22 protein-coding genes and 1 pseudogene are annotated in these 23,430 nt (G+C 66.8%); 12 read left to right on the top strand and 11 right to left on the bottom strand.

Translation table 11 applies throughout. From position 1 onward, the window contains the following. Nucleotide 1: 1 nt before the first annotated feature. A complete protein-coding gene (locus ACNA7R_RS03445; RefSeq protein ID WP_416282141.1) occupies nt 2-2,533 on the bottom strand; it encodes a GcvT family protein in 2,532 nt (843 codons plus the stop codon). Nucleotides 2,534-2,846: 313 nt separating this feature from the next. Between ACNA7R_RS03445 and ACNA7R_RS03440 the strand changes: the two genes are divergently transcribed. Beyond that, nucleotides 2,847-4,562 (top strand): formate--tetrahydrofolate ligase, encoded by a 1,716-nt coding sequence (locus tag ACNA7R_RS03440; protein ID WP_416282140.1) that lies wholly within the window; start codon nt 2,847-2,849, stop codon nt 4,560-4,562. A 6-nt stretch (nt 4,563-4,568) separates the two neighbouring features. On the opposite strand, the gene ACNA7R_RS03435 is transcribed toward ACNA7R_RS03440, so the two are convergent. Next, nucleotides 4,569-5,141, bottom strand: a complete 573-nt coding sequence (locus tag ACNA7R_RS03435) for a hypothetical protein (RefSeq protein ID WP_416282139.1) — start codon at nt 5,139-5,141, stop codon at nt 4,569-4,571. Nucleotides 5,142-5,284: 143 nt separating this feature from the next. On the opposite strand from ACNA7R_RS03435, the gene fdhF reads away from it, so the two are divergent. The 5 genes from fdhF to ACNA7R_RS03410 all read left to right on the top strand — a co-directional run bounded on the left by fdhF (nt 5,285) and on the right by ACNA7R_RS03410 (nt 9,264). Then, entirely contained in the window at nt 5,285-7,420 is a 2,136-nt protein-coding gene (gene fdhF / locus ACNA7R_RS03430) for a formate dehydrogenase subunit alpha (protein WP_416282138.1), read from the top strand. A gap of 399 nt (nt 7,421-7,819) precedes the next feature. Beyond that, nucleotides 7,820-8,257: a universal stress protein gene (locus ACNA7R_RS03425; RefSeq protein WP_416282137.1), complete on the top strand. Its 438-nt coding sequence runs from the start codon at nt 7,820-7,822 to the stop codon at nt 8,255-8,257. 138 nt (nt 8,258-8,395) lie between these two features. Beyond that, entirely contained in the window at nt 8,396-8,578 is a 183-nt protein-coding gene (locus tag ACNA7R_RS03420; RefSeq protein WP_416282136.1) for a hypothetical protein, read from the top strand. Between the two features lie 25 nt (nt 8,579-8,603). Next, entirely contained in the window at nt 8,604-8,759 is a 156-nt protein-coding gene (locus ACNA7R_RS03415) for a hypothetical protein (protein WP_416282135.1), read from the top strand. An 82-nt stretch (nt 8,760-8,841) separates the two neighbouring features. Then, the gene (locus ACNA7R_RS03410; RefSeq protein ID WP_416282134.1) at nt 8,842-9,264 is read left to right on the top strand and encodes a universal stress protein; all 423 of its coding nucleotides are present in this window, start codon (nt 8,842-8,844) and stop codon (nt 9,262-9,264) included. 86 nt (nt 9,265-9,350) lie between these two features. Here the strand turns inward: ACNA7R_RS03410 and ACNA7R_RS03405 are convergent, their stop codons facing one another. Continuing rightward, on the bottom strand, nt 9,351-11,147 hold the full coding sequence (locus tag ACNA7R_RS03405) for a BCCT family transporter (RefSeq protein WP_416282133.1): 1,797 nt from the start codon (nt 11,145-11,147) through the stop codon (nt 9,351-9,353). Nucleotides 11,148-11,455: 308 nt separating this feature from the next. Continuing rightward, on the bottom strand, nt 11,456-11,761 hold the full coding sequence (locus tag ACNA7R_RS03400) for a hypothetical protein (protein ID WP_416282132.1): 306 nt from the start codon (nt 11,759-11,761) through the stop codon (nt 11,456-11,458). A 229-nt stretch (nt 11,762-11,990) separates the two neighbouring features. On the opposite strand from ACNA7R_RS03400, the gene ACNA7R_RS03395 reads away from it, so the two are divergent. Beyond that, nucleotides 11,991-13,361, top strand: a complete 1,371-nt coding sequence (locus tag ACNA7R_RS03395) for an aminomethyl transferase family protein (RefSeq protein ID WP_416282131.1) — start codon at nt 11,991-11,993, stop codon at nt 13,359-13,361. 3 nt (nt 13,362-13,364) lie between these two features. After that, a complete protein-coding gene (locus ACNA7R_RS03390) occupies nt 13,365-14,231 on the top strand; it encodes a methylenetetrahydrofolate reductase (RefSeq protein ID WP_416282130.1) in 867 nt (288 codons plus the stop codon). An 85-nt stretch (nt 14,232-14,316) separates the two neighbouring features. On the opposite strand, the gene epsC is transcribed toward ACNA7R_RS03390, so the two are convergent. After that, nucleotides 14,317-15,174, bottom strand: coding sequence for a serine O-acetyltransferase EpsC (epsC, locus tag ACNA7R_RS03385; protein ID WP_416282129.1), 858 nt, complete (start codon nt 15,172-15,174; stop codon nt 14,317-14,319). A gap of 109 nt (nt 15,175-15,283) precedes the next feature. Here epsC and ACNA7R_RS03380 point away from each other — a divergent pair, with 109 nt between their 5' ends. Continuing rightward, nucleotides 15,284-16,150, top strand: coding sequence for a bifunctional 5,10-methylenetetrahydrofolate dehydrogenase/5,10-methenyltetrahydrofolate cyclohydrolase (locus ACNA7R_RS03380; protein WP_416282128.1), 867 nt, complete (start codon nt 15,284-15,286; stop codon nt 16,148-16,150). On the opposite strand, the gene ACNA7R_RS03375 is transcribed toward ACNA7R_RS03380, so the two are convergent. Beyond that, nucleotides 16,147-16,317, bottom strand: coding sequence for a hypothetical protein (locus ACNA7R_RS03375; RefSeq protein WP_416282127.1), 171 nt, complete (start codon nt 16,315-16,317; stop codon nt 16,147-16,149). The two genes, ACNA7R_RS03380 and ACNA7R_RS03375, sit on opposite strands and share 4 nt — an antisense overlap. 248 nt (nt 16,318-16,565) lie before the next feature. Between ACNA7R_RS03375 and ACNA7R_RS03370 the strand changes: the two genes are divergently transcribed. Then, nucleotides 16,566-17,018: a hypothetical protein gene (locus tag ACNA7R_RS03370; protein WP_416282126.1), complete on the top strand. Its 453-nt coding sequence runs from the start codon at nt 16,566-16,568 to the stop codon at nt 17,016-17,018. On the opposite strand, the gene ACNA7R_RS03365 is transcribed toward ACNA7R_RS03370, so the two are convergent. Both ACNA7R_RS03365 and ACNA7R_RS03360 read right to left on the bottom strand, forming a co-directional pair. Then, nucleotides 17,003-17,692 (bottom strand): O-methyltransferase, encoded by a 690-nt coding sequence (locus ACNA7R_RS03365; protein ID WP_416282125.1) that lies wholly within the window; start codon nt 17,690-17,692, stop codon nt 17,003-17,005. The genes ACNA7R_RS03370 and ACNA7R_RS03365 overlap by 16 nt on opposite strands. A gap of 56 nt (nt 17,693-17,748) precedes the next feature. Beyond that, nucleotides 17,749-19,011: a Zn-dependent hydrolase gene (locus ACNA7R_RS03360; protein ID WP_416282124.1), complete on the bottom strand. Its 1,263-nt coding sequence runs from the start codon at nt 19,009-19,011 to the stop codon at nt 17,749-17,751. A 90-nt stretch (nt 19,012-19,101) separates the two neighbouring features. Here ACNA7R_RS03360 and ACNA7R_RS03355 point away from each other — a divergent pair, with 90 nt between their 5' ends. Further along, complete coding sequence (locus ACNA7R_RS03355) at nt 19,102-19,569, top strand: dCTP deaminase (RefSeq protein WP_416282123.1); 468 nt, start codon at nt 19,102-19,104, stop codon at nt 19,567-19,569. A gap of 63 nt (nt 19,570-19,632) precedes the next feature. Here the strand turns inward: ACNA7R_RS03355 and ACNA7R_RS03350 are convergent, their stop codons facing one another. Together ACNA7R_RS03350 and ACNA7R_RS03345 are read right to left on the bottom strand one after the other, a co-directional pair. After that, nucleotides 19,633-20,670, bottom strand: coding sequence for a DMT family transporter (locus ACNA7R_RS03350; protein ID WP_416282122.1), 1,038 nt, complete (start codon nt 20,668-20,670; stop codon nt 19,633-19,635). Nucleotides 20,671-20,802: 132 nt separating this feature from the next. Continuing rightward, nucleotides 20,803-22,380 (bottom strand): long-chain-fatty-acid--CoA ligase, encoded by a 1,578-nt coding sequence (locus ACNA7R_RS03345; protein WP_416282121.1) that lies wholly within the window; start codon nt 22,378-22,380, stop codon nt 20,803-20,805. A gap of 158 nt (nt 22,381-22,538) precedes the next feature. On the opposite strand from ACNA7R_RS03345, the gene ACNA7R_RS03340 reads away from it, so the two are divergent. Beyond that, complete coding sequence (locus tag ACNA7R_RS03340) at nt 22,539-23,153, top strand: universal stress protein (protein ID WP_416282120.1); 615 nt, start codon at nt 22,539-22,541, stop codon at nt 23,151-23,153. Between the two features lie 29 nt (nt 23,154-23,182). Here ACNA7R_RS03340 and ACNA7R_RS03335 read toward each other — a convergent pair. Beyond that, nucleotides 23,183-23,430: pseudogene (locus ACNA7R_RS03335) on the bottom strand (hypothetical protein); the annotation flags it as partial.

Raw genomic sequence — 23,430 nt, 5'->3', positions numbered from 1 at the left:
GTTAGCTCCGGATGCGGTCGTTCTCGGGGTCGAACAGCGGCTCGCTGCCGGCGACCTCGACAGTGACGGGGTACTGCGTTCCCATGTACTCGACCGCGAGTTCGCGGCCCTCCTCGGCGTACTCCGGCGGGAGGTACGCCATCAGGAGGTGCTTGCCGACGGTCGGTCCCGTCCCCGCGCTGGTGACGTAGGACTCGCGACCGTCCTCGTCGACGATCACCTCGCCGTCGCCGTCGAGGACCGGTTCACCGCCCAGCATGAATCGGGGCTCGCCGCCCTCGGGGGCGTGGTCGGCCACGGAGAGAGTACACAGCGTCGCCGCGTCCTCGCTCTCGAGCGCTTCCTCGTACGCTTCCTTCCCGACGAAGTCGGCGTCCTTGACCCCGTGGAAGGTCAGGCCCGCCTCCGAGGGGTCGTACTCGAGTTCGAGCTCGTGGCCGTAGAGGCGGTACCCCTTCTCCATGCGGCCGGTGGTGCCGTAGACCCCCATCCCGACCGGGCGAATGTCGTGGTCCTCGCCGGCCTCCTCGATCACCTCCCAGAGCCGTCGGCCCTGACCCATCGGGGCGTAGATCTCCCAGCCGCGTTCGCCGACGTACGACAGCCGCATCGCCCAGGCGTCGACCTCGCCGACGGTGATCTCCTGTGCTGTGTAGGGCGGGAACGCCTCGTGGGAGACGTCCTCCTCGGCGACCGACTGGACGACCTCGCGGGCGTTCGGCCCCCAGACGCCCAGCGTACACAGCGACTCGGAGTTGTCGATCATCGTGACGTCGGCGTTCTCGGGAATGTGGCTCCCGAACCAGGCACGATCGGAGCCCGCGGCGGCCCCGCCCGTGATCAGCCGGAAGTGATCGGGGCCGAGGCGGGCGATCGTCAGGTCCGAGACGAAGCCGCCGTTTTCCGCCAGGATCGGCGTGTACACCGTCTTCCCGACGTCGACGTCGATCCGGCCGACGGCCATCTCCTCGAGGAACTCGCGGGCGTCCGCACCTACGAAATCGAAGATGCCGAAGCCCATGTCGCCGACCATCGCGACCGCGTCGCGCATGTGTAAGTGTTCGGCCAGGATAATCGGCGACCACCACCGCGAGTCCCACTCGTTGGGTCGCTGCAGGTCCTCGAGGTCGTCGGCGTAGCGCTCGAGGAGGTCCTCGTTGGACTCGTACCACTGCGGGCGTTCCCAGCCCGCGGCCTCGAAGAAGCGCGCCTCGAGGTCGTCCTGGCGGTCGTAGAACGGACTCGTCCGCAGCGGACGCGAACTCTGCCACTGCTCGTGGGGGTGGACGATACCGTAGATCTTCTGGAACCCCTCGTGGGCGCGGTTCTTGACGAACCGCCTGGAGTTGCCGTACTCGTAGAAGCGGTTGACGTTCGAGCCGTGGAGGTCGATGTCGGACCACCCCCGGGTCATCCACTGGGCGACGGCCTCGCCGACGGCGGGGGCCTCCTTGATCCAGACCGCGGCGCAGGACCACAGTCCCTCGACGTCCTGGAGCGGGCCCAGAAGCGGCGCGCCGTCGGGGGTCACCGACAGCAGCCCGTCGATCTCGTGGCGGACGCCTGCCTCGGGATCGTCGAGCAGTTCGGGAACCATCTCGAGGGCGTCGTGCATCGACTGCTCGAACGCGTCGTCGGTCAGCGGCGGCTGGGTCGGCGACAGCGGTGCCTCGTCGATCGAGGGGATCTCGTCGACGTCCCAGAGGATCGGCCGGTGTTGGTAGGAGCCGACTTCGAGGTCGTTACCGTGCTGGCGCTCGTACATCTGGGTGTCCATGTCGCGGAGGACCGGGAAGGAGATCTCGCCCTCGTAGTCCTCGAAAAACGAGATCGGGCCGACGCTGACCATCTGGTGGACAGCCGGCGTCAGCGGGATCTCGACGCCGGCCATCGCGGCGATCTTCGGGCTCCAGAGCCCGCAGGCGATGGCGACCTCGTCGGCCTCGACCGTCCCTCTGTCGGTCTCGACAGCCTGGATCTCACCGTCCTCGACGTGGAGGTCGAGTACCGCCGTATTCGGTGACACTGTCAGCCCGCCGTCGGAGTACTCGTCGGCGCGCGCCCGCATCACCTCGCCGGCTCGAAGCGGGTCGCAGGTCCCCGCACCCGGGCTGTAGAAGCCGCCCTCGATCAGGTCGGTGTTAGCGTACGGTACCATCTCCTCGACCTCCTCGACCGAGAGCAGTCGTCCGGGCTCGCCCCAGGCCTTCGCGGACTGGACGCGGCGTTCGAGCTCCGCCATGCGCTCCTCGGTCCGGGCCACCTCGATCCCGCCGCTGTTGGTGAAGGTGTCCATGTCCTCGTACTGTTCGATGCTCCGGCGGGTGAGGTGGGTCATCTCCTTGGAGTGTTCGACCGGCATCAGGAAGTTCGACGCGTGACCCGTCGATCCTCCGGGGTCCGGCAGCGGTCCCTTGTCGAGCAACAGGATGTCCTCTCGCCCGCAGTCCGCGAGGTGGTACGCGAGGCTGTTGCCGACGACTCCCGCACCGATGACGACGGTGCCCGCACTCGAGGGAAACGCGTCGCTCATCTCCGGTCGCCCCGCTCGAGCGTCTCCGTCCGTGTTCCGTGTGAGTGCCGACCGTCCGAGCCGCGTCTGTTGTTAACTCTCATACTACGTTCCAGTTTCGTAGCAACGACATCCAGGATATTAAATTTCCCCAGGAGCGGCGAGGACGCGGCCGAACGAGTGCGAACTGGTTCGGGCGATCCCGCGGTCATTAAGTGACCGACGCGGTGGATCCGAGACGCCGGCCGAACATGATCCCGGCCGGCTCCTCGTCGTATCCGGAACGCTATACGTGAGCTAACACTTATCACGCTTTCCAGAAAACATATGCTAGATGACGGATCCGAACCAGGACGGGGCGATCCCGACCGACTACGAGATCGCACAGAACGCCGAGAAGCGCCCGATCGCCGACGTCGTCGAGCCGTACGGGCTCGCGGAGGAGGACCTCGAGCCGATCGGCGACTACAAGGCGAAGGTCTCGCTCGAGGCGATCGAACGGCTCCGGGACGAGCGGTCGGACGACGGGAAGCTGATCCTCGTCACCGGGATGACGCCGACGCCGCTGGGCGAGGGGAAGACGGTGACGACGGTCGGGCTCGGCCAGGCGTTCAACCGGATCGACCGGGACGCACTGGTTGCGATCCGGGAGCCGTCGCTGGGACCGGTCTTCGGCGTCAAGGGCGGCGCCGCGGGTGGGGGGTACTCCCAGGTACTCCCGATGGAGGATATCAACCTCCACTTCACGGGCGATCTGCACGCGCTCACGTCGGCGCACAACCTGATCTCGACGATGCTCGACAACCACATCAAGCAGGGCAACGAGCTCGATATCGCGGTCAACTGGGTCAACTGGCCCCGCGCGATCGACATGAACGACCGGGTCCTCCGGGAGACGGTGGTCGGACTGGGCGGCGAGGTCACCGGCGTCCCCCGCGAGGACGGGTTCATCCTGACGGCTGCCTCCGAGATGATGGCGGTGCTCTGTCTCGCCGACGGCCTCGAGGACCTCAAGGCCCGCATCGGGCGGATCATCGTCGCCTACGCCGAGGACGGCGAGCCGGTCACGGTCGACGACATCGGCGCGACCGATTCCGCCGCCATCCTGCTGAAGGACGCGCTCAAACCAAACGTGGTCCAGACGATCGAGGGAACGCCCGCGTTCGTCCACGGCGGGCCGTTCGCGAACATCGCCCACGGGACCAACTCCCTGATCGCCGACGAGGTCGCCTCCCACCTCTCGGAGTACCTCGTCACCGAGGCCGGCTTCGGCTCCGACCTCGGCGCCGAGAAGTTCATGAACATCGTCTGCCGGTTCGGCGAGATGGAACCCGACGCGGTCACGCTCGTCGCGTCGGTCCGCGCGCTAAAGTACCACGGCCAGGACATGTGGCCGCCGAACCTCGAGGAGTTAGCAGACGAGAACGTCGAGGCCGTCGAGCGCGGCCTCGAGAACCTCGACAAACACGTCGCGAACCTCCGGAAGTTCGGCGTCCCCGTCGTCGTCGCGCTCAACCGGTTCCCCGACGACGCCGACGCGGAGGTCGAGGCCGTCCTCGAGCACTGCCGTGAGGACCTCGAGGTACGTGTGGCGGAGTCGACGGTGTTCGAGGACGGCGGCGAGGGCGGCGTCGACCTCGCCGAGAACCTCGTCGACGCCGCCGAAACGGAGTCGTCGTTCGAACCGCTGTACGACCTCGATATGTCGATCGAGGAGAAGATCGAGACCGTCGCGACCGAGATCTACGGCGCCGACGGCGTCGAGTACCACAGCGACGCCCAGAGCGACATCGAACGGCTCACCGAGCACGGATTCGACGACGTCCCGATCTGCATCTCGAAGACGTTCCACTCGCTGAGCGACGATGCCAGCCGCAAGGGCGTCCCCGAGGACTGGACCCTCGAGGTCAACGAGGTCTACCCCTCCGCGGGCGCGGGCTTTCTCGTCGTGTTGACCGCGGACGTCCTCACCCTCCCCGGCCTCCCCGAGGAGCCGGCGGCAGCGAACATGGAACTGTATCCCGACGGGAGCATCGACGGGCTGTTCTGAGCCGGCTTACGCCCCCGTTTCCGACCGGTGACCGAGCAGCCACAGCGCGCGGTAACAGTCCCGGAGTTCGCAGTCACAGCGGTCGGCGATCGTCCGACAGCGCTCGAGGTAGCGCTCGTAGTCCTCGACGCTCGGTTCGTCCGGATACGGTTCCTCGAATTCTCCCCGCTCGCGCAACACGCCCCACTCGCGGGCGCTCATCACCAGGTACCGCTCGGGTTCGAGAAACTGCAGGAACGCCGTTCCGACCGACACGTCGACGCCCGCGAGGTTCGTCAACGACTCGAGTTTGGCTGGGGTCGTCTCGGCCTCGACGGCGCCCTCGAGAGCCGTTTCGAGGTCCTCGTACTCGTTGTCGCCGAAGCGCTCCTCGGCGGCGCGTCGCTCGGCGTCGGGGAACCGACCGAGGAAGCGCCGGAAGTACCACTGGACGATCCACTCGACGTCGCGCCAGCCGTACGATCCCTCGGCGAGGGTCGCGGGCAACAGCTCGCGGTGTTCGTCCTCGACGGCTGCGAGCGGCTGTTCGTCCGGGTACTCGTCGGCGAGCGCTGCGACCGTCTCCGGAGAGAGAACCATCGTCGGTCGGTTATCCGCCTGGCAGTGTGAACGTTTCCCTCACGAGAGTGGGAGAAACTTTCATACCCTGTCGAGGGAAACGGTACACTAGATCATGAGTAGCTCCCACACAGTCCCGAGTGGATCCCGAACAGGTGATTCCGATGGCGACTGAGGAATCAGAGCCCGTCAAGACGATCTGTCCGTACTGCGGCGTCGGCTGCGGCATTCAGGTCAACCAGGGCGAAGAGCCCGGCGATGTCCAGTTCATGCCCTGGGGCGATGCCCCGGTCAACGAGGGACGAATCTGCATCAAGGGCGGCGCGGCGACGGAAGTCGTCGACCACGAGGACCGACTCACCGAGCCGCTGATCAAGGAGGACGGCGAGTTCCGCGAGGCGACGTGGGAGGAGGCCTACGACCGCATCGTCGACGAACTCGAGCGCATCCGCGAGGAGTACGAGCCCGACGCGATGGGCTTTTTCGGCTCCTCGAAGACGATGAACGAGGAGAACTACCTCCTCCAGAAGCTCGCGCGCCGCTACGGCACCAACAACGTCGACAACTGCACCCGGATGTGTCACGCCTCGACGGTGTGGGCGCTGCGGACGAGTCTGGGCGCCGGCGCGATGACCAACAGCATGGCCGACTTAGAGGAGTCGGCCGACGTCTTCTGGATTCAGGGGGCAAACCCCGGCGAACAGCACCCGATCGCCAACAGCCAGTACTTCCGCCAGGCCGTCCTCGAGGGGGCGACGGTGATCCAGGTCGACCCCCACGCCAACAAGACGACGAAGTCGTTCCAGATCGACGAGACCGATCGCCACCAGCACCTCCAGCTCGAGCCAGGGACCGACATCCCGCTTTTGAACGTCGTCATCAAGACGATCCTCGAGAACCACGAGGAAGAGCCCGACGCGGGCTGGATCGACGAGGCGTTCATCGAGGAGCGCACGGAGGGGTTCGACCACTTGAAAGAGACCCTCGAGGACTTCGACAAGGAGGAGGCCGCCGAGCAGTGTGGCGTCCCGCTCGAGGATATCGAGATGGCCGCCGAGAAGTACGCGATGGCGAACAACGCGGCCATCTTCACCGGGATGGGGATGAGCCAGCACACCTGCGGGGTCGACAACGTCCAGAACGAGATCAACCTCGCGCTGATCACGGGTAACCTCGGCAAGCCGGGGACGGGCGTCAACCCGCTGCGGGGCCAGAACAACGTCCAGGGGACCTGCGACGTCGGCGCGATGCCGAACGTCCTGCCGGGCTACCAGCTAGTCGACGACGACGAGGCCCGCCAGTCCGTCGAGGAGGAGTGGGGGTTCGAGGTGCCCGACGAGCCTGGACTGACGAACGTCGAACTCTCCCACGAGTTCGGCAACTCGGTCAAGGGGCTGTACGTGATGGGCGAAAACCCGGTCGTGAGCGAACCCGACGCCAACCGGGTCATCGAGCGGATCCAGGATCTGGAGTTCATGGTCGCCCAGGACATCTTCATGACCGAGACGGCCGAGTACGCAGACGTTGTCCTGCCGGCGACGACCTGGGCCGAGCGCGGCGGCACCGTCACCAACACCGACCGCCGGGTCCAGCGGATGCGCGGCGTCGAGAAGGTTCACGAGAACACGAAACACGACCTCGAGATCCTCATGGAGGTCGGCAGCCGGCTGTTCAGCGAAGACGAGTTCCGCTTCGAGGACGAGGAGGCCGTCTTCGAGGAGCTCCGGCAGGTCTGTCCGAGCTACTACGGGATGACCTACGACATCCTCGGCGAGGAGGGGATCCAGTGGCCCTGCTACGAACTCGGCGACGAGGGCGACCGGTTCCTCTACGAGGACAGCTTCGACACCGACAACGGCCTCGGGCAGATCGAGGGCGTCACCCACCAGCCCCCGAAGGAGACCCCCGACGAGGAGTACCCGCTAATCTTGACGACCGCCCGGCTCGAGGAACACTACAACACGGGGACGATGAGCCGGCGCTCGCCGACGCTGAACCGCCAGACGCCGGAAAACTTCGTCGACGTCCACCCCAACGACGCCGAGCGCTACGGGATCGAGGACGGCCAGGAGGTCCGCCTCAAGTCCCGACGGGGCGAGATCACCGTCGAGGCCCAGGTCACCGACGCGATCAAGGAGGGATCGGTGTGGACGACGCCGCACTTCGCGGCCGCCTCCGCGAACCGTCTGACCAACGACGTCCTCGACGAGCGCGCGAAGATCCCCGAGTACAAGGCCGCCGCGGCCGAGATCGAGGTCGGTATCGAGCCGGCCGACCCGGAGGCGCCGGCCGACGACTGACGACCCGACGTTTCTTTGAGCTCTCGAGTTTCAGCGACGAGTCCTGTCGCACTCGGCCCGACTGGCTGAGATGTGACAACCCGGTACCGACCGAGAGCACCGCGACGGGTTCGATCAGTACCACTGTCGCTTTCGCGCCGGAGGGCCCCTCCCAGCGGACGAGCCGTCTTCTCTCCGGACGGTAGACCAACCGCTCGAGTGCAGTTTCGTCGAAGACGGGGGGCGATACCTCCGGATTCGACGGAATCGAGCTACTTGACGCCCTCCTCGCCGGTCGGCCGACGGCGGAAAACGGTGCCGACGTCGCCGAACCGCCAGCGGTATCGTGCTGCATGGTAACAAAAGCAAGGACTATATGAGCGACCCTCGATGTTTCGGACGAGCGGAGGACGAGCACACATGTACGACAACGTTCTGATCGCGACGGACGGGAGCGACGAGGCCGAGGGGTGTGTCGAACACGGGCTCGACGTCGCGGCCGAAGTGGGTGCGAAGGTACACGTGCTGTACGTGGTCGAGACCAAGGCGAGCTACATCCTGACCGTCGGCATCACCGACGACGAGCTTCGATCCTACCGGAAGTACGGCGAGGAGGTCGTCAGCGAGGTGATCGAACGCGCCTCCGAGCGCGGTCTCAGCGGGGAGGGGGTGATCAGAACCGGGCGGCCGGCCGAGGAGATCGTCGAGTACGCCGAGGAGAACGACGTCGATCTCGTTTTGATGGGCAAACAGGGTCACGGAGCGATCGACAGACATCTCGGGAGCACCTCCGAGAAGGTCATCCGAATGGCCGACACACCGGTGACGGTCGTCGCGGGCACACAGTGGACGGGTTAGTTTCGACCGACCCTCGAGTCGCCGTCTGCCCGTCCCTCGCCGGGGTAGTTCGGTGTTCGACCGGCGCCGACGCGGCTCGCGAAGCCCCGTCCTCGAACCGTCAGCTTTGAGCCGCCTCCCGACCGACGTCCCGAACGCATGCGCTGGACCCTGCGGACGTACCTGCGGCTGTTCCTGCTCGGCGGCGGCCTCCTCCTGCTAGGAAGCGGGCTCCTCGCCGGCGATCGCCTCGAGATCCTCCTCGGCGCTGCCGGCGCAGGCCTGGGCGGGATCGGTCTCGCCGCCGAGTGGCGGGCCGCCTCGGACCGACGACACCAATAAGTCGCGCCCGGACAGTTCCCACGGTATGTCCAGATTCGTCGCGATCACCGCTACGGCCCTCGCGGTGGTACTGGCGGTCGCGAGCCTCCTCCTGTTGCTGGCGGGTCGGCACTTCATCGCCGGCACGCTGTTGACGTTCGTGGCGTTCTCGATCTATCTTCGCGAGATCAACCTCGAGTAAGCCGCCGGTTGGTCGGCGCTACGCTCCCTCGATACCGACCCAAACTATTTGCGCGAGTCCTTCGAAAAGCCGCAGTAGGAGGATGTTCGACAGGATACTGATCGCGACTGACGGGAGCCGGAAAGCGGCGGCGGCGATCGATCACGGACTGGATCTCGCGGAGACGTTCGGCGCCGAGGTCCACGTGATCTACGTCGTCGAGACGAAGGCGTCGTACATCCTCAGCATCGGCGCGAGCGAGGAGGGGCTCGAGGAGTACCGCCAGTACGGCGAGGGGATCGTCGACGAGGTCGTCGATCGGGCCGAACGGCGGGGGCTCGAGGGTGTCGGCGTGGTGAAATCCGGGAAGGTCGCACGGCAGATCCTCGAGTACGTCGACACGGAGGAGATCGACGCCGTCGTGATGGCCGAACGCGGTCGGGGGACTCTCGAGAAGTACCTCGGTTCCAACGTCGAAAAGGTCGTGCAGCTGTGTCCGCAGCCGGTCACCGTCGTCCGCTCGTAGGACGACCGAGGGCACATCAGCCGGTCTCCCGTAGGTCGGTTCCGGTGTGACCGCGATTTCTGTCGGGACACCGGACAGCAGCCGTCTCAGTCGTCGCCGACGTCGACGACGGTCCCGTCCCTGGTTCTGACGTGCGTGACGAGGTCGCCGGTCTGGCTCGTGACGACGATCTCGTCGTCCTCCTCGAGGTCGTCTATCAGCTCGGCGAACTCGTCGGACTGGAGGGTCCTGTACTCCCGTCTGAGACCCACCAGCACGGCGTACATCATGAACAGCAGGATGAACGTGAACGGAAGCCCGCTGGCGATGGCGGCCGCCTGCAGCGCCTCGACGGCAGCGTCGCCGCCGGCGATCAGCAGGGTGGCGGCTACCAGCCCCTCCGAGGCGGCCCAGAACACCCGGCCGGCCGGCGGCGTCTCGTGTTTTCCGCCGGTGCTCAGGTGCTCGAGGACGAGCGATCCCGAGTCCGAGGAGGTCACGAAGAACGTCGTGACGAGGACGATCGCGAGCAGCGAGAGGATCACCGTGCCCGGCATCAGTTCGAACATCGCGAACATCGCGACCTCCTCGCCGACCTCGAAGACGGGACCGCTGATCACGCCCTCGGTCGCCTCGCTCAGCTCGAAGTTCAGGGCGGTTCCGCCCATCGCCGCGAACCAGGCAAAGGAGAAGATGACCGGGATCAGGAGCACGCCGCCGACGAACTCCCGGATGGAACGTCCCTTCGAGATCCGGGCGATGAACATCCCGACGAACGGCGACCAGGAGATCCACCACGCCCAGTAGAACACCGTCCAGTCGACGAGGAAGTTCCCCTCGCCCTCGCCGCCCGGCCCGTAGAACTCCGAACCCTGGAAGTAGTGGCTGTCGAAGGTGTTCCCGAAGAACGACAGCTCGAAGAAGTTGCCGAGGTAGCCCCCGATCGCCTGCGGGAGCGCGCCGAGGATGAACAGCGTCGGTCCGAGGACGAACACCGACGTCAGCAGGAGGATCATCAGCGTCAGGTTCAGATTACTAAGCCGGCGGATCCCCTTGTCGAGACCGAGGTAGACCGAGATGATCGCCAGCCCGGTGACGACCCCGATGATAGCGACGGCCACCCAGATGGAGTCGGGGACGGCGGGGAACGCGCCGACTTCGTCGCCGACGAACGTCAGCCCCGCGTTGATCTGTAACGCGCCCAGTCCCAGCGAGGTAACGAGGCCGAACAGCGTCGCGAAGACCGTGAAGATGTCGATGACGTGGCCCGGCCAGCCGTAGATCCGGTCACCGAGGACGGGGTAGAACACCGACCGGAAGGTCAGCGGGAGCCCGCGGTTGAACGAGAAGAAGGCGAGTCCGAGCGCGACCAGCGCGTAGATCGCCCACGGGTGAAAGCCCCAGTGGAACAGCGACACCGCGAGCGCTACTTCGCCGGCCCCCTCGGTTCCCGCCTCGGCGCCCAGGTGCGGATCGAAGAGGTGAAACACCGGTTCGGCGACGCCGAAGAACATGAGGCCGATCCCCATCCCCGCGCTGAACAGCATCGCGACCCAGGAGATGTCGCTAAACTCCTTCTCGCCGTCGACGCCGCCCAGCCGGATGGAGCCGTACTTGCTGATGGCGAGGTAGATCATGAAGATGATGAACGTGTTCGCCGCCAGGATGAACAGCCAGTCGAAGTAGTCCGAAACCGCGACCCTGGTGTCCTGATACACCGCTCCGGCCTGGTCCGGGAACACGAGCGAGAGGACGATAAAGAGGACGATCAACCCACCCGCGATGAGGAAGACGGGCGGGTTGATGTCGAATCCGTACCCCTGCCAGTTCCTGTCGCCCGGTTCTCGGTCCGTCTCCGCGTGGAAGAGTTTTCCCTGTATTCCGCGCTTATCTTCGTCTGCCATAGTTTCCCTCGATGTTCGTGCCGTCGTGGTTGCGCCGTTCGAAGCCGTCCACCGGCCTTGTTTCGAAGCGGTAGTTCGCGACACTCCGCTCGAGCCGATCGATCCGACTCGCCAGCCCCGACCGCTCGGTCCGCCGCTACGGCGGATCACCGTGCGAACATATCACGAGTGACATGCCCTACCAATCCGTTCTAGCGATTCCCTGCAGTTAGGTATATAGTTTTGGTAACTATCCGTGCAGTTGTCAGAGGAACACACCGTCGGATAGTCCTTTCGGCCTGCGGCGAGCGCAACCGCCGGGTTGGCCGTCAGAACCGAGCAAAAACGAACCCGAGCCGCGACGGCGTGACGAGAAACGAGACGACGAAGGTCACGACGGAGAGCCCGAACGAGAGGGCCGCGAGCCCGACGAGAAACGGCGCCAGTCCGGTCCAGACGGGGATCGAGAGCACGATCGCCGTCATCGAACAGACGACGATCAGGAGAAATCCCATCGAGACGCGCAACCCCAGCTGACGGGGGTTGAACCCACAGCGGGGACAGCCCTCCTCGTCCCCCTCGAGTTCGCACCCGCATCGGTTACAGCGTGGCACGCCGTCCGTGAACGGGCCCATATCGCACCGGTCTCGCCGGAGCGACAAAAAGGCGCGGCTCCGAACCCGGAGCCCGCCGCCGGAGCGACGAACCGGCCGTCGCGTCGTTCGAACGCCGGCCGGTCGCGGTCGGGACCGACGTTCTGGAGGATCCACAACAGTCACGAACACAGTAACGTAGAGGTTTTACAGCGCCCGTTTTCGGCCTCGACGCCCATATTTATGTGTCCCCGAAGACACGTACATGGTAATGTCTGACAAGGAATCAGGACGGACCGAGAGCCACCCGAACTATCCGACAGTCGACCAGTCCGATCGGACCCTCCCGCGGAATCTCCGCCAGTCCGGCGATCCGGGGATCGAGATGCTCGTCTCCACGCGGGTTCGGAAGTCGCCGTTCTTCCACAAGTCGTTCGTGGAGAACGGCGCCTGGCGCGCGACGGTGTACAACCGGCTTTACCACCCGCGAGGGATGCTAAAACCCGAAGAAGGCGGAATGATGGAGGAGTACGACGCGCTGGTCAACCACGTGACCCTGTGGGACGTCGCCGTCGAACGCCAGATCCGGGTCAAAGGCCCCGACGCGGAGGCGCTGACGAACTACGTCATCACGCGGGACGCGACCGAGATCGAGCCGATGCACGGGAAGTACGTCATCCTCTGTAACGAGGACGGCGGCATCCTCAACGATCCCGTACTGCTGCGACCGGGCGAGGACGAGTTCTGGTTCTCCATCTCGGATTCGACGCTGATGCAGTGGCTCCAGGGCGTCAACGTCGGGATGGAGTTCGACGTCGAGATCGACGAGATCGACGTCGCCCCGGTCCAGATCCAGGGCCCCAAATCCATCGACGTGATGATCGATCTCGTCGGCGAGGAGGTCGACGACATTCCCTACTACGGCCTGATGGAAGCCGAGATCAACGGCGTCCCGGTGCTGGTGAGCCAGACCGGGTTCTCCGGCGAGAAGGGATTCGAGATCTACGTCAAGGAAGCCTCGAAGAACGCCGAGCGGGTCTGGGATCCCGCCATCGAGTCCGTCCGCGCCCACGGCGGCATGCAGGTCGCCCCGGCCCACCACCGTCGTATCGCCGCGGGCATCCTCTCGTGGGGCCAGGATATGGACCACGAGACCTCGCCGTTCCAGGTCAACCTCGGCTACCAGGTTCCCGACGACAAGGACGCCGACTACGTCGGCAAGGAGGAACTCGAGCGCCAGCAGGAACTGATCGAGGACGGCGAGTACCCGTTCGTCCACAAGATGGTCGGGCTCAAGATGGCCGGCGAGCCGGTCCGGGACTACGCGCCCGACTTCTGGCTCATCTCCGACCCCGACACCGGCGAGGAGTGTGGCTACGTCACCTCGCCGTGGTACAACCCCGAACTCGAGACGAACCTCGCGCTCGGGTTCGTCCCCGCAGAGAAGCTCGACGGCGACGTCAGGGACGTGTACGACGGCGACATCGAGACGGAGTTTGAGGTCCACCTGCCCGACGAGTACGCCGAGGAGCCCGGCGAGCCGGTGTACGCCAAGGTCTCGGAGGTGCCGTTCAAACCCTCCGTCAACCCGAGCGCGCGCGAACAGGCGAAGCTGAACGCTCGCGAGGAGGCCTCCGAGTAGGGAATGTCCGGAGAAATCCAGTCCGCACCGACCGCCGAGGGGATGGTCGAACTGCTCGAGGAACCCCGCTTCGAGCTGATGCCGTTCGAGAGCATCGACGAACAGCTCGGCCACCTCCCAGAGGGATCGGAGATCGCCATCACCACCTCCCCGACGCTCGGGCTCGAGGCGACGATCGAGTGGGCCGAGCAGGCCAGCGAGCGCGGGTACGAGATCGTCCCCCACGTCGCCGCCCGCTACGTTCGCGACGAAGCGCACCTCGAGGAGATCGCCCGCCGGCTCACCGAGGCCGGCGTCACCGACATCTTCGTTCCGGGCGGGGACCGCGAGGAACCGGCCGGCAAGTTCGAGTCGGCCCTGGATTTGCTCGTGGCTCTCGAGGAACTGCCCTACGCGTTCGCCGAGGTCGGGATCACGGGCTATCCCGAGGGCCACGCCTTCCTCGACGACGAGACGCTGGCCGAATCGATGGCCGAAAAGGAGCCCTACGCCACCTACATCGTCACGCAGCTGTGTTACGATCCCGACGCGATCCTCGAGTGGATCGAGGAGATCCGCGACCGCGGCGTCGAGCTTCCCGTCGAGGTCGGCATCCCGGGCGTGATGAAGTACCAGCGGCTGCTCGGGATCTCGAAGAAGGTCGGCGTCGGCGACTCCGTCCGTTTTCTCAAGAAGACCAGCGGGATCGTCGGCTTCGTCCGCCAGCTCGTCGGTTCCCGGGGGACCTACTCGCCCGACACGCTGCTCGAGGGACTCGCGCCGTACGCGACCGACCCCCGATACGACATCAGGGGGGTCCACATCTACGCGTTTAACCAGGTGCCGGATCTCGAGTCCTGGCGGGCGGAAACGCTCGAGAAGCACCGCTGATACGGTCTGTTGTCCCGATTTCCCGGTGTAACCGCAGGACGGTCGCGGTTACCCGGAACTGACGAACAACGGTCCGTATGACGATTCATCCGTTTCGCTTTCGCTCCTGTTCGGGGTGTTCGGAGACGAACACGCTGGTGTGATCCGGGATGTCCTCGGTCACCCAGGAGTTGGCGCCGATGCTGACGTGATCGCCGACGCTGATCGCACCGAGCACCTTCGTTCCGGCGCCGATCACGACGTTGTCGCCGATATCGGGGTGGCGCTTGTACCCCTTCTTCAGCGCCTTCTCGTCGTCCTCTTCCTCCTCGAAGTGCAGCGCCCCCAGGGTGACGTCCTGATAGAGTCGGACCCAGTCGCCGATCGTCGCCGTCTCGCCGATGACGACGCCGGTGCCGTGGTCGACGAAGAAGTGGTCGCCGATCCGCGCCCCCGGGTGGATGTCGATTCCCGTCACCGTCTTGGCGTACTCCGTGAGCTCCCTCGCGTACTCGGGGACACCGGCCTCGTAGAGGCAGTGGGCAACCCGCTGGACCATGATCGCCTGCAAGCCGGGGTAGGACCGAACGATCTCGACGACCGATCGCGCTGCCGGATCTCCTTTGTAGGCGGCCTCGACGTCCTTCTCGAGGGTTCGGCGCAGCTCCGGCAGCCGATCGAGCACGTCGGTCGTCGTCCCGGCCGGATCCGACCCCGAGTAGGCTCGGATCCCCACGTCGTAGTGCGAGCCCAGCTCCGTGAGCGTGTTTCGAACCGCCGACTCGTCCTCGAGTAACCCGTCGGCGTTCCAGCAGCCGGGAAACAGGAGCCGCCTGAGCAGGTTCAGCTCCGGCCGCCTGCGGTCCTGCGGGAACGGCGCCGACGACGTCGGCCCGGTCGCGGCGTCGGTGTCGTACGTCTCGATGAGACGCGCGGCGGCATCACCCGTGTACTCGTATGCCATGGTCGAGTACTCGAACGGGAGGACCAAATGCTTTCCAATCGGTCCGGTTTCCGACCCGTCGGCTCGAGGGCGGCGAACCCTACAAGGAGTCGGTCGACGAACCACGAGTGTGTCACCCGAACTGCTCCGCGGCGAGCCGGTCGCGGCGCCGATCCGCGAGCGCGTCGCCGAGCGGGTCCGAGTCCTGCGAGAGGAGGGGACGACGCCGACGCTCGCGACGGTCCTGATGAGCGACGATCCGGCCGACGAACGGTTCGTCGAGCTGAAACACGAGACCTGCGACGACGTCGGGATCGCCACCCGAGACGTCCGGCTCGAGCCCGACGCACCCGCCGAACGGCTCTACCGTGAGGTCGAACGGTTGAGCGACGATCCCGCGGTCGACGCCGTGTTCGTCCAGGTTCCGCTGCCCGACGCCGTGTCGCTGGCGGCGGTCAGACGACGACTCGAGCCGTGGAAGGACGTCGACTGCCTCCACTACGAGAACGTCGGCCGGCTCGTCGCCGGCGAGCCGCGGTTCGTCCCGGCGACGACGGCCGCGGTGTGTCGCTTGCTCTCGGCGTACGACATCCCGGTCGCGGGAGCCGACGTCGTCGTCGTCGGTCGCTCCGGCGTGATCGGCACACCGCTGGCGAACCGACTGCTGTGGGATCGGTCGGTCGGCAACGCGACCGTCACGGTCTGTCACTCGCGGACGGCCGACCTCGCCGCCCACACGCGCCGGGCCGATATCGTCGTCACCGCGGCCGGCACTCCGGGGGTGGTCGACGGCTCGATGCTCTCGAGCGGTACCGTCGTCGTCGACGTCAGCGCGAACCGAAAACCGGAGGGGGTCGTCGGCGACGTCGTCTTCGAGAGCGCCGTCGAAAAAGCGAGCACGATCACGCCGGTTCCCGGCGGCGTCGGCCCGGTGACGCTCGCGACCCTCGTCGAAAACGTCGCCCGAGCCGCGACCCGGGGCGACGGCGAGTGTTAACGGTTCGTCCGCTCGCCCTCCCGCTCCGCTCCGATCCGTCCTCGCGGCCCGAGCAGCCGCTCGAGCGTCCCCATCAGGCTGTCGGAGGTTTCGAACGCCGTGGGCGTTCCCGGGAGGTAGTAGTCGATACCGTACTGTTCGTTCGAGTCGATACGGTCGTTCTTCATACTCGAGGATCGGGATTCGATCGGGTTAAAAATTTGGTATTGAACACAATGCCGCCCTGAGGTTCGAAGTATCGAGATTATCTCGAGTTATCGCGAGATATTCGTCTATACGGCACAAAACGCTGAAAGACGTAAACACGAGGATCGCCGGTCACATCGTCCGGATTTCGGTCGTTCGCGGCGAATCCGTGCCGTTCGGAGACAGCCAACAGGTATTTGTACGGTCGAGTGCTGCTCCCAGGAAAACCGTGATCGACGTGCTTTCGACAGTTCACCGTTCGAATCGGCGGTTGCTCGCCGTCTCGTTCGCCCTCTTTGCCGGTGCCGGCGCGGCCACCGCCGCGGGCGTCGGTCCCGCGATGACCGTCGGCGCGACCGCGCTGGCGGTCGGCGGCGTCTACTGCGCTGCGCTGTACGCCGATCGGGTCTCCCGCCCGACGCTGGCCCGGCTCTCGCTCGGCCTCTGGATCGCCTTCCTCGGCGTCGCGGGGCTGCACCTCGTCGGCCTCGAGACGGTCGCGGGAGTCGCTCCCGGGTCGACGGCAGCGGGCGTCCACTCGCTGTCGGCGCTGACCTGGGCCTCGCTGCTGTTGCCCTGCTCGACGACGGTCTTTCTCGGCTTCCGGGAGTACGCGAGTTCGGGCGCCGTCGCCGACGAGCAGGCCCTCGAGGGCGAGACCTCGGACTACTCCACCCGGTAGCTGACGGCGATCCCCTCGCCGAGCGGAAGGACGACGGTCTCGAACGCCGGGTCGCGGGTTACGCGCTCGAGGTAGGCCGCGATCCCGCGGGTGTGTTCGTTGGCCGAGTCGGGGATCGTCCACTCTCCGCCTCGGTCGTTCGCCTCGACGACCTCGAGCAGCGTCTCGAACTCGATCGGGCCCGCGGTGATCGCGTTGTCCGCGACGACGACCCCGCCGACGGGGAGCTTCGGGCGGATCGCCTCGAAGGCGTCGACGTACCGGTGTTTCTGGTGATCGATCAGCGCGACGTCGAACGGCCCCGCGTACTCCTCGATCGTCTCGAGGGCGTCGCCGAGTTCGTAGCGCGCGCGGTCGTCGTACCCGCCCGCGGCCATGTACTCGCGGGCCAGCTCGAGTTCGTCCGCGTCGACCTCGGTGAGGACGATCTCGCCCGTCTCCGGGAGCGCGTCCGCGAACCAGTACGCCGAGTAGCCGTAGCCCGAGCCGAACTCGAAGATCCGTTCGGCGCCGACGACGCGGGCGAGAAATCGCAGGAACCCGCCCACCTCCGGACCGACGTGGGGAAAGTCGGCCGAGTCGGCGTACTCGTCCATCTCGCGCAAGGTCTCGTCGGGCTCGGGACCGACCGCGCGAACGAACCGCGCCATCTCCTCGCTGAGAACGTCCGTCATACTCCCCCTTGCGGGAGGGCGTACCAAAGCGTTCTGGAACCCCTCGAGCCGTCCGGCTACGCCTCGGCGCCGGCGAGCCGCGCCAGTGCCCCGGCGAGAACCTCGGTCGCCGCCGCACAGTCCGCCCAGTCGGTCCACTCACGCGGGGTGTGAGAGAGCCCGTCTCGCGAGGGGGCGAACAGCATCCCCGCGTCGGTGACCCGCGAGACCCGCATCGCGTCGTGGGCGGCCCCCGAGTGCATCGCGAGGGTGTCGATCCCCGCCTCGAGCCCGGCCCGCTCGAGGGCGTCCCGACACCGCCGGTCCATCGGCGCCGGCTCGACGTCGATCTCGCGTTCGAAGCGCGTCTCGACGCCGCGTTCGGCCTCGAGTCGCTCGAGAGTCGCCGTCGCCTCCTCGAGGATCGACTCCATCGTCCCGTACTCGACGTCCCGCACGTCGACGCCGAGTTCGACCCCGCCGGGAACGACGTTCGTCGCGTTCGGCCGAACCCGGCTCTTGCCGACGGTCGCGACGGCCGTCCCCTCGCCGGCCGCGGCGTGTTCTCGGCCCGCCGACTCGAGTTCGAGCACGAACTCGCTGGCGGCCGCGAGGGCGTCCGTTCGCTCGTCCATCCCCGTCGCCCCGGCGTGGTTCGCCTCGCCCTCGATCTCGACGGTGGCGTGGGCGATTCCGGTGATCGTCGTCACGATTCCGACCAGGACCCCCCGCTCCTCGAGGCGGGTGTCCTGCTCGACGTGCAACTCCAGGAAGCTATCCCACGCACTCGCGTCGAGAACCCCCTCGCCGCGGTAGCCGATCGACTCGAGGGCGTCCTCGACGGCGATCCCCTCGTCGTCGGTCGCGGCGAGCGCGTCGTCGACGCTCCGGCGACCCGTGGCGACCGACGAGCCGAACATCCCCCCGCCGAAACGGGTGCCTTCCTCCTCGGTGAACGAGACGACCGTAATCGGGCGCTCGAGGCTGTGCTCGAGGTCGGTCTCCTGCAGTGTCCGGATCGCCTCGAGGGCGCCGTACGTTCCGAGCGGGCCGTCGAAGATCCCGCCCTCGGGCACCGAGTCGAGGTGGCTGCCGGCCGCGACGGGCGCGGCCTCGGGGTCGGCGCTCTCGGGGAGCCAGGTCGCGGCGACGTTGCCGACGGCGTCGATCTCGACCTCGAGGCCCGCGTCCGCACAGCGGTCGACGAACCGGTTCCGCGCCTCGCGGTTGGGTTCCGTGCCCGCGAGGACGGTCCGTCCGCGTCCCGTCTCGGCGTCGATCGCCCCGAACGCCGCGTTCGCCTCGATGTCGTCCCGCAGTCGCCGCTGGTTGACTTCCATGCCCCGTCGTTTTCCTCCCCGGGACGAGACGGTTTCGCTCTCCCGCTGGCGGTATATTTTTTGTCGCTCCGACTCCTCGTTTCGACCGAGATGAGCGACGACCACCCGATCGCCGACGCCGTCGACAACCTGGTGTACGAACCGGTACAGGTCCACGACCGCGGGATCGACCTGACGGTGAGCGCGATCTACGAGGTCGCCGCCCCCGGAAGCCTCGACTTCGGCGGCGACGAACTCGCCGACGCCGACCTCGAGCCCGTCGAAACCGCCCGGCGCGACCCCGACGACGAGTACGGCTGGTGGAACCTCGAGGGCGGCCGGTACGTCCTCCAGCACAACGAGTTCCTCACCGACCTCGAGGAGCCGCTCTTGCTTCAGCCCAACAACGAACTGCTCGCTCGCGGGGGCTCCCACCCGACCGTGCAGGTCAGCTCCCACCTCCCGCTGCTCCCGCTTTCGATCCCCGACGGCGGGCTCGAGATCAAGGAGAACGCTCGCGTGTCGACGCTTTCCCCCATCGGAGGTGGCGCTATCGGCGACGACCTCGAGAGTCCGTAACGGGACCGATTTCGTTCGTCCCCCGCTCCGTTGCCAGTAATCGCGAGCGACGCGAGCGGTTCGTCAGTCGTCCGCGGTCGGGATTCCGTTGGCGTCCCGATCGTAGTCGTCGACCTCCGGTTCGGGGGGCATGCAGGCGTACTCGTTCCCGCCGATCCGTATCGAGTTCGGCTCGAGGGTGGTGCGAGCGCGTCGGGACTGCTGCATACCGCGGAGAAGCCGCCAGAGCGGACGGATCTGGAAGAGGGCGAAGCCGGCGAGGATCAGCGCGAAGCCGGCCGCCATCGTGGCCGTGATCGGCTCGCCCAGCAGGGCCGCGCCGAAGACGGCCGCGACGATCGGCGTCGCGTAGCTGACCAGCCCCGAGTTGGTCGCGCCGATCCGGTCGAGCAGCGTGAAGTACAGCAGGAACCCGCCGACGGTGGAGACGAGCCCGAGGTAGGCGACCGCGGCGAGCGCCGGGGCGGTCAACTCGAGGCCGAGCGCGGACTCCGCGGGGTGGACCAGACTCGTTACGTGTAACGTCGCCGCCCCGACCAGCATCGCCCAGGCCTGCAGCGAGACGAGCGGGAGCGTCCGCGTGAACCGCTGGGTGAGGACGGAGCCGAGCGCGAACGAGAGCGCCGCACCGAGCAGGAGCGCGATGCCGATCAGTCGGCCGCCGAAGGACCCTCCTGCGGTGGCGATGGCGACGACGCCGGTCAGGCCGACGAGCAGGCCGAGGACGTCGGTCGCCCGGATGCGCTGATTCGGGAGCAACTTGAGCGCGAACGCGGGCGTGACGATCGGCGCGACGCTCAGGACGATCGCCGCGACGGCGCTGGTCACGTAGCTCTGGCCGACGAACAGCAGTGCGAAGTGAACGCCGACGAGGAGCACGCCCGTCGTGAGGACGAGTGCGACGTCGTCGCGCGTCTGTGGGCGCCATCGGGCGCCGCTGGCAACGATTAGCGCGAAGAAGGCGAGCGCGGCGACGTCGAAGCGAAGCGCCGCGAACAACACCGGGGGAAGCGACTCTAGCCCGATCTCGATTGCGGTGAATCCCGATCCCCAGACGACAGCGAGCGTTCCGAACAGTGTGATGTCTCGTCCATTTTTCATTCTTGCCTCGCGCCCTACCACAGGAAAGGCGACGTGCTAGATCCGAGATACGAAAATAAACGACTTTCGAGAACCGTGATATCGAATCACAGCGAAACGAACCCTCGAGACCGCCCCGCCGCGGGCCGGCAGCTACTCGGCTTCGGCGTCTTCCTCGCGCTCGCGGAGCTTGAACTTCTGGACCTTCCCGGTCGTCGTCCGCGGGAGTTCCTCGACGAACTCGACCTCGCGGGGGTGTTTGTACTCCGCGAGGTTCGCCAGGCAGTACTCCTTGATCCCGTCGGGGTCGACGTCGGCGTCGGGAACGGGGACGACGTACGCCTTCACCGTCTCCCCCCGGCGCTCGTCGGGGATCCCGACGACCGCGGCGTCGGCGACCGCCTCGTGCTCGAACAGGAGTTCCTCGACCTCCCGCGGGTAGACGTTGTAGCCGCCCGTGACGATCGTGTGTTTCTCGCGGTCGACGACGTAGAAGAAGCCGTCCTCGTCGCGGTAGCCGAGGTCGCCGGTGTGGAACCACCGCTTTCCGTCGCGCTCGGTGAACGCCTCCTCGTTGGCCTCGGGGAGGCCGTAGTACCCTTGCATCACGTTCGGCCCGGCGACGACGATCTCGCCGGTGATCGCGTCCAGCTCCGTCTCATCCTCGTCGATCGGCCCCGCCTCGACGGGGGGGACGTCCTCGAACGCCTCGTCGACGACTCGAGCGTCGACGCCGGGAACGGTCCGCCCGATGCTGCCGACGCGTCGTCCGTCGACGGGGCTGTTGAAGTGGGTGATCGGGCTGGTCTCGGTCAGCCCGTACCCCTCGTACAGCTGAACATCGTACAGCTCCTCGAAGCGCCGGAGGACCTCGACGGGGATGCCCGAGCCACCGACGCCGCAAAGGCGCAGCGAGGAGAGGTCGAACGACTCGGCGTCGGGCTGGTTGATGATGTCGTTGTACATCGCCGGCACGCCGTGCATCAGCGTCAGCTCCCGTTCTTCGATGATCGAGACGGCCTCCTGGGCGTCCCACTCGGGAACCGCGTGGTAGGTCCCCCCGGCGAACAGCGTCGCGTTCATCACGACGGTCATCCCGTAGATGTGGAACAGCGGAAGGACGCCGAGCTGTTTGTCGTCCGGGCGGATCCCATCCGGGATGAGTTCGTTCGCCATCCGGGCGTTGGACTCGAGGTTGCGGTGGGTGAGCTGCACGCCCTTGGGCCGGCCCGTCGTCCCGCTGGTGTACGGTTGGACCGCGACGTCGTCGTCCGCGCGGTCGACGACGTCCGGATCGCCGGGCTCGAGGAACGACTCGAAGGCGGTCGCGCCGTCGGCCTCGCCGCCGACCGCGACGACGTGCTCGACGTCGGTTTCGTCCCGCACTTCCTCGACGAACGGGACGAGGTCGGCCAGCGCGACGACGACCTCGGCCCCGCTGTCGGCGAGCAGGTGGCCGATCTCGCGGGCTTTGTACTGGGGGTTCATCGGGACGACGACCCCGCCGGCCCGCAACGTCCCGTGGAAGGCGACCACGAACGGCGGCACGTTCGGGAGGTAGATCGCGACCCGATCGCCCTCGCCGATCCCGCGTTCCTCGAGCGCGGCGGCGAAGGCGCCGGTCTGGCCCCAGAACTCCTCGTAGCTCGTCTCGCTCCCCCGGAATCCGATCGCGGCGTCGTCGCCGTGCTGGCGGACGGTCTCCGCGACGTGGTTGACAAGATTTGCCATGGCTCACGACAACGTTTTCGCGCATCCTCAAAAGCGTTTACACTGTTCGCGGTATCTCGACGTTCTGCTACCGGAGTAAACCGTCCGGCGGCGGACGGACCCGCGTCGCCGATCGCCGGCCCCGCCTATTTATCCCCGCCGCGCGAACGTTCGGCCCGATGTACCAGAACGTCCTCGTCCCGACGGACGGGAGCGACGGGACTCGACGAGCGATCACCCACGCGCTGACGATCGCGAACCGCTTCGACGCGACGGTCCACGCGCTGTCGGTCGTTCCCGAAGGACCGCTCGGCGCCCTCGAGGACCGGGCCGACGTGACGGCGGGCGCCCGCCGGGCGGTCGAGCGGGTCGAGACCGAGGCCGTCCGCGACGGGGTCGCGGTCACGACCGCGATCGAGAGCGGCGTTCCCCACGAGGTGATCCTCGAGTATATCGAGGACGAGGGGATCGACATGGTCGTGATGGGGACCCAGGGACGGACGGGGCTCGACCGCGTGCTGGTCGGGAGCGTCGCCGAACGGGTCGTCCGGCTCTCGGACGTCCCGGTCGTCAGCGTCCGGCTGACCGACGAGATCGAGATCGAGGATCCCGAGGCGGCCGAGCGGATCGCCCGCACGAAGGCGACCGACGAGGGGTACGCAGAGCTCTCGCTGCGGGAGCGACCGTACCGAACGAGCGGCACCTGGACCGTCACGCTCGAGACCGACCGCGGGCTCGTCGCGGTCGACGTCGACGCGGTTACGGGAACGGCTCGAATAACGGAAACGGAATAACAGACACCCACCCTCTCGTTCTCGAGTCCCTACTCCGAGAACGAACCGAACGACGGCCTGTAGTTCGTCCCGACTCGCAGTGCGAACGCCGCGGTGGCGATCGTTCCGAGCGCCAGCCCGGGGATCGCGATCGCGCCGATGACGGCCGCGAGCACGAAACTCGTCGCGACGGCGTTGACGGCGGCGTAGACGCCGATCGCCGAGGCCAGCAGCAGGCTCGCGCTCGTCACGGCGAGGACGGTTTCGCGGCGCTCGAGTCGGCCGCCGGCGTCGCCCT

Source organism: Natronococcus sp., assembly GCF_047921035.1.
In the GTDB taxonomy this organism is placed as follows: Archaea; Halobacteriota; Halobacteria; order Halobacteriales; family Natrialbaceae; genus Natronococcus.
This window is presented reverse-complemented; position numbering and strand designations above follow the sequence as displayed.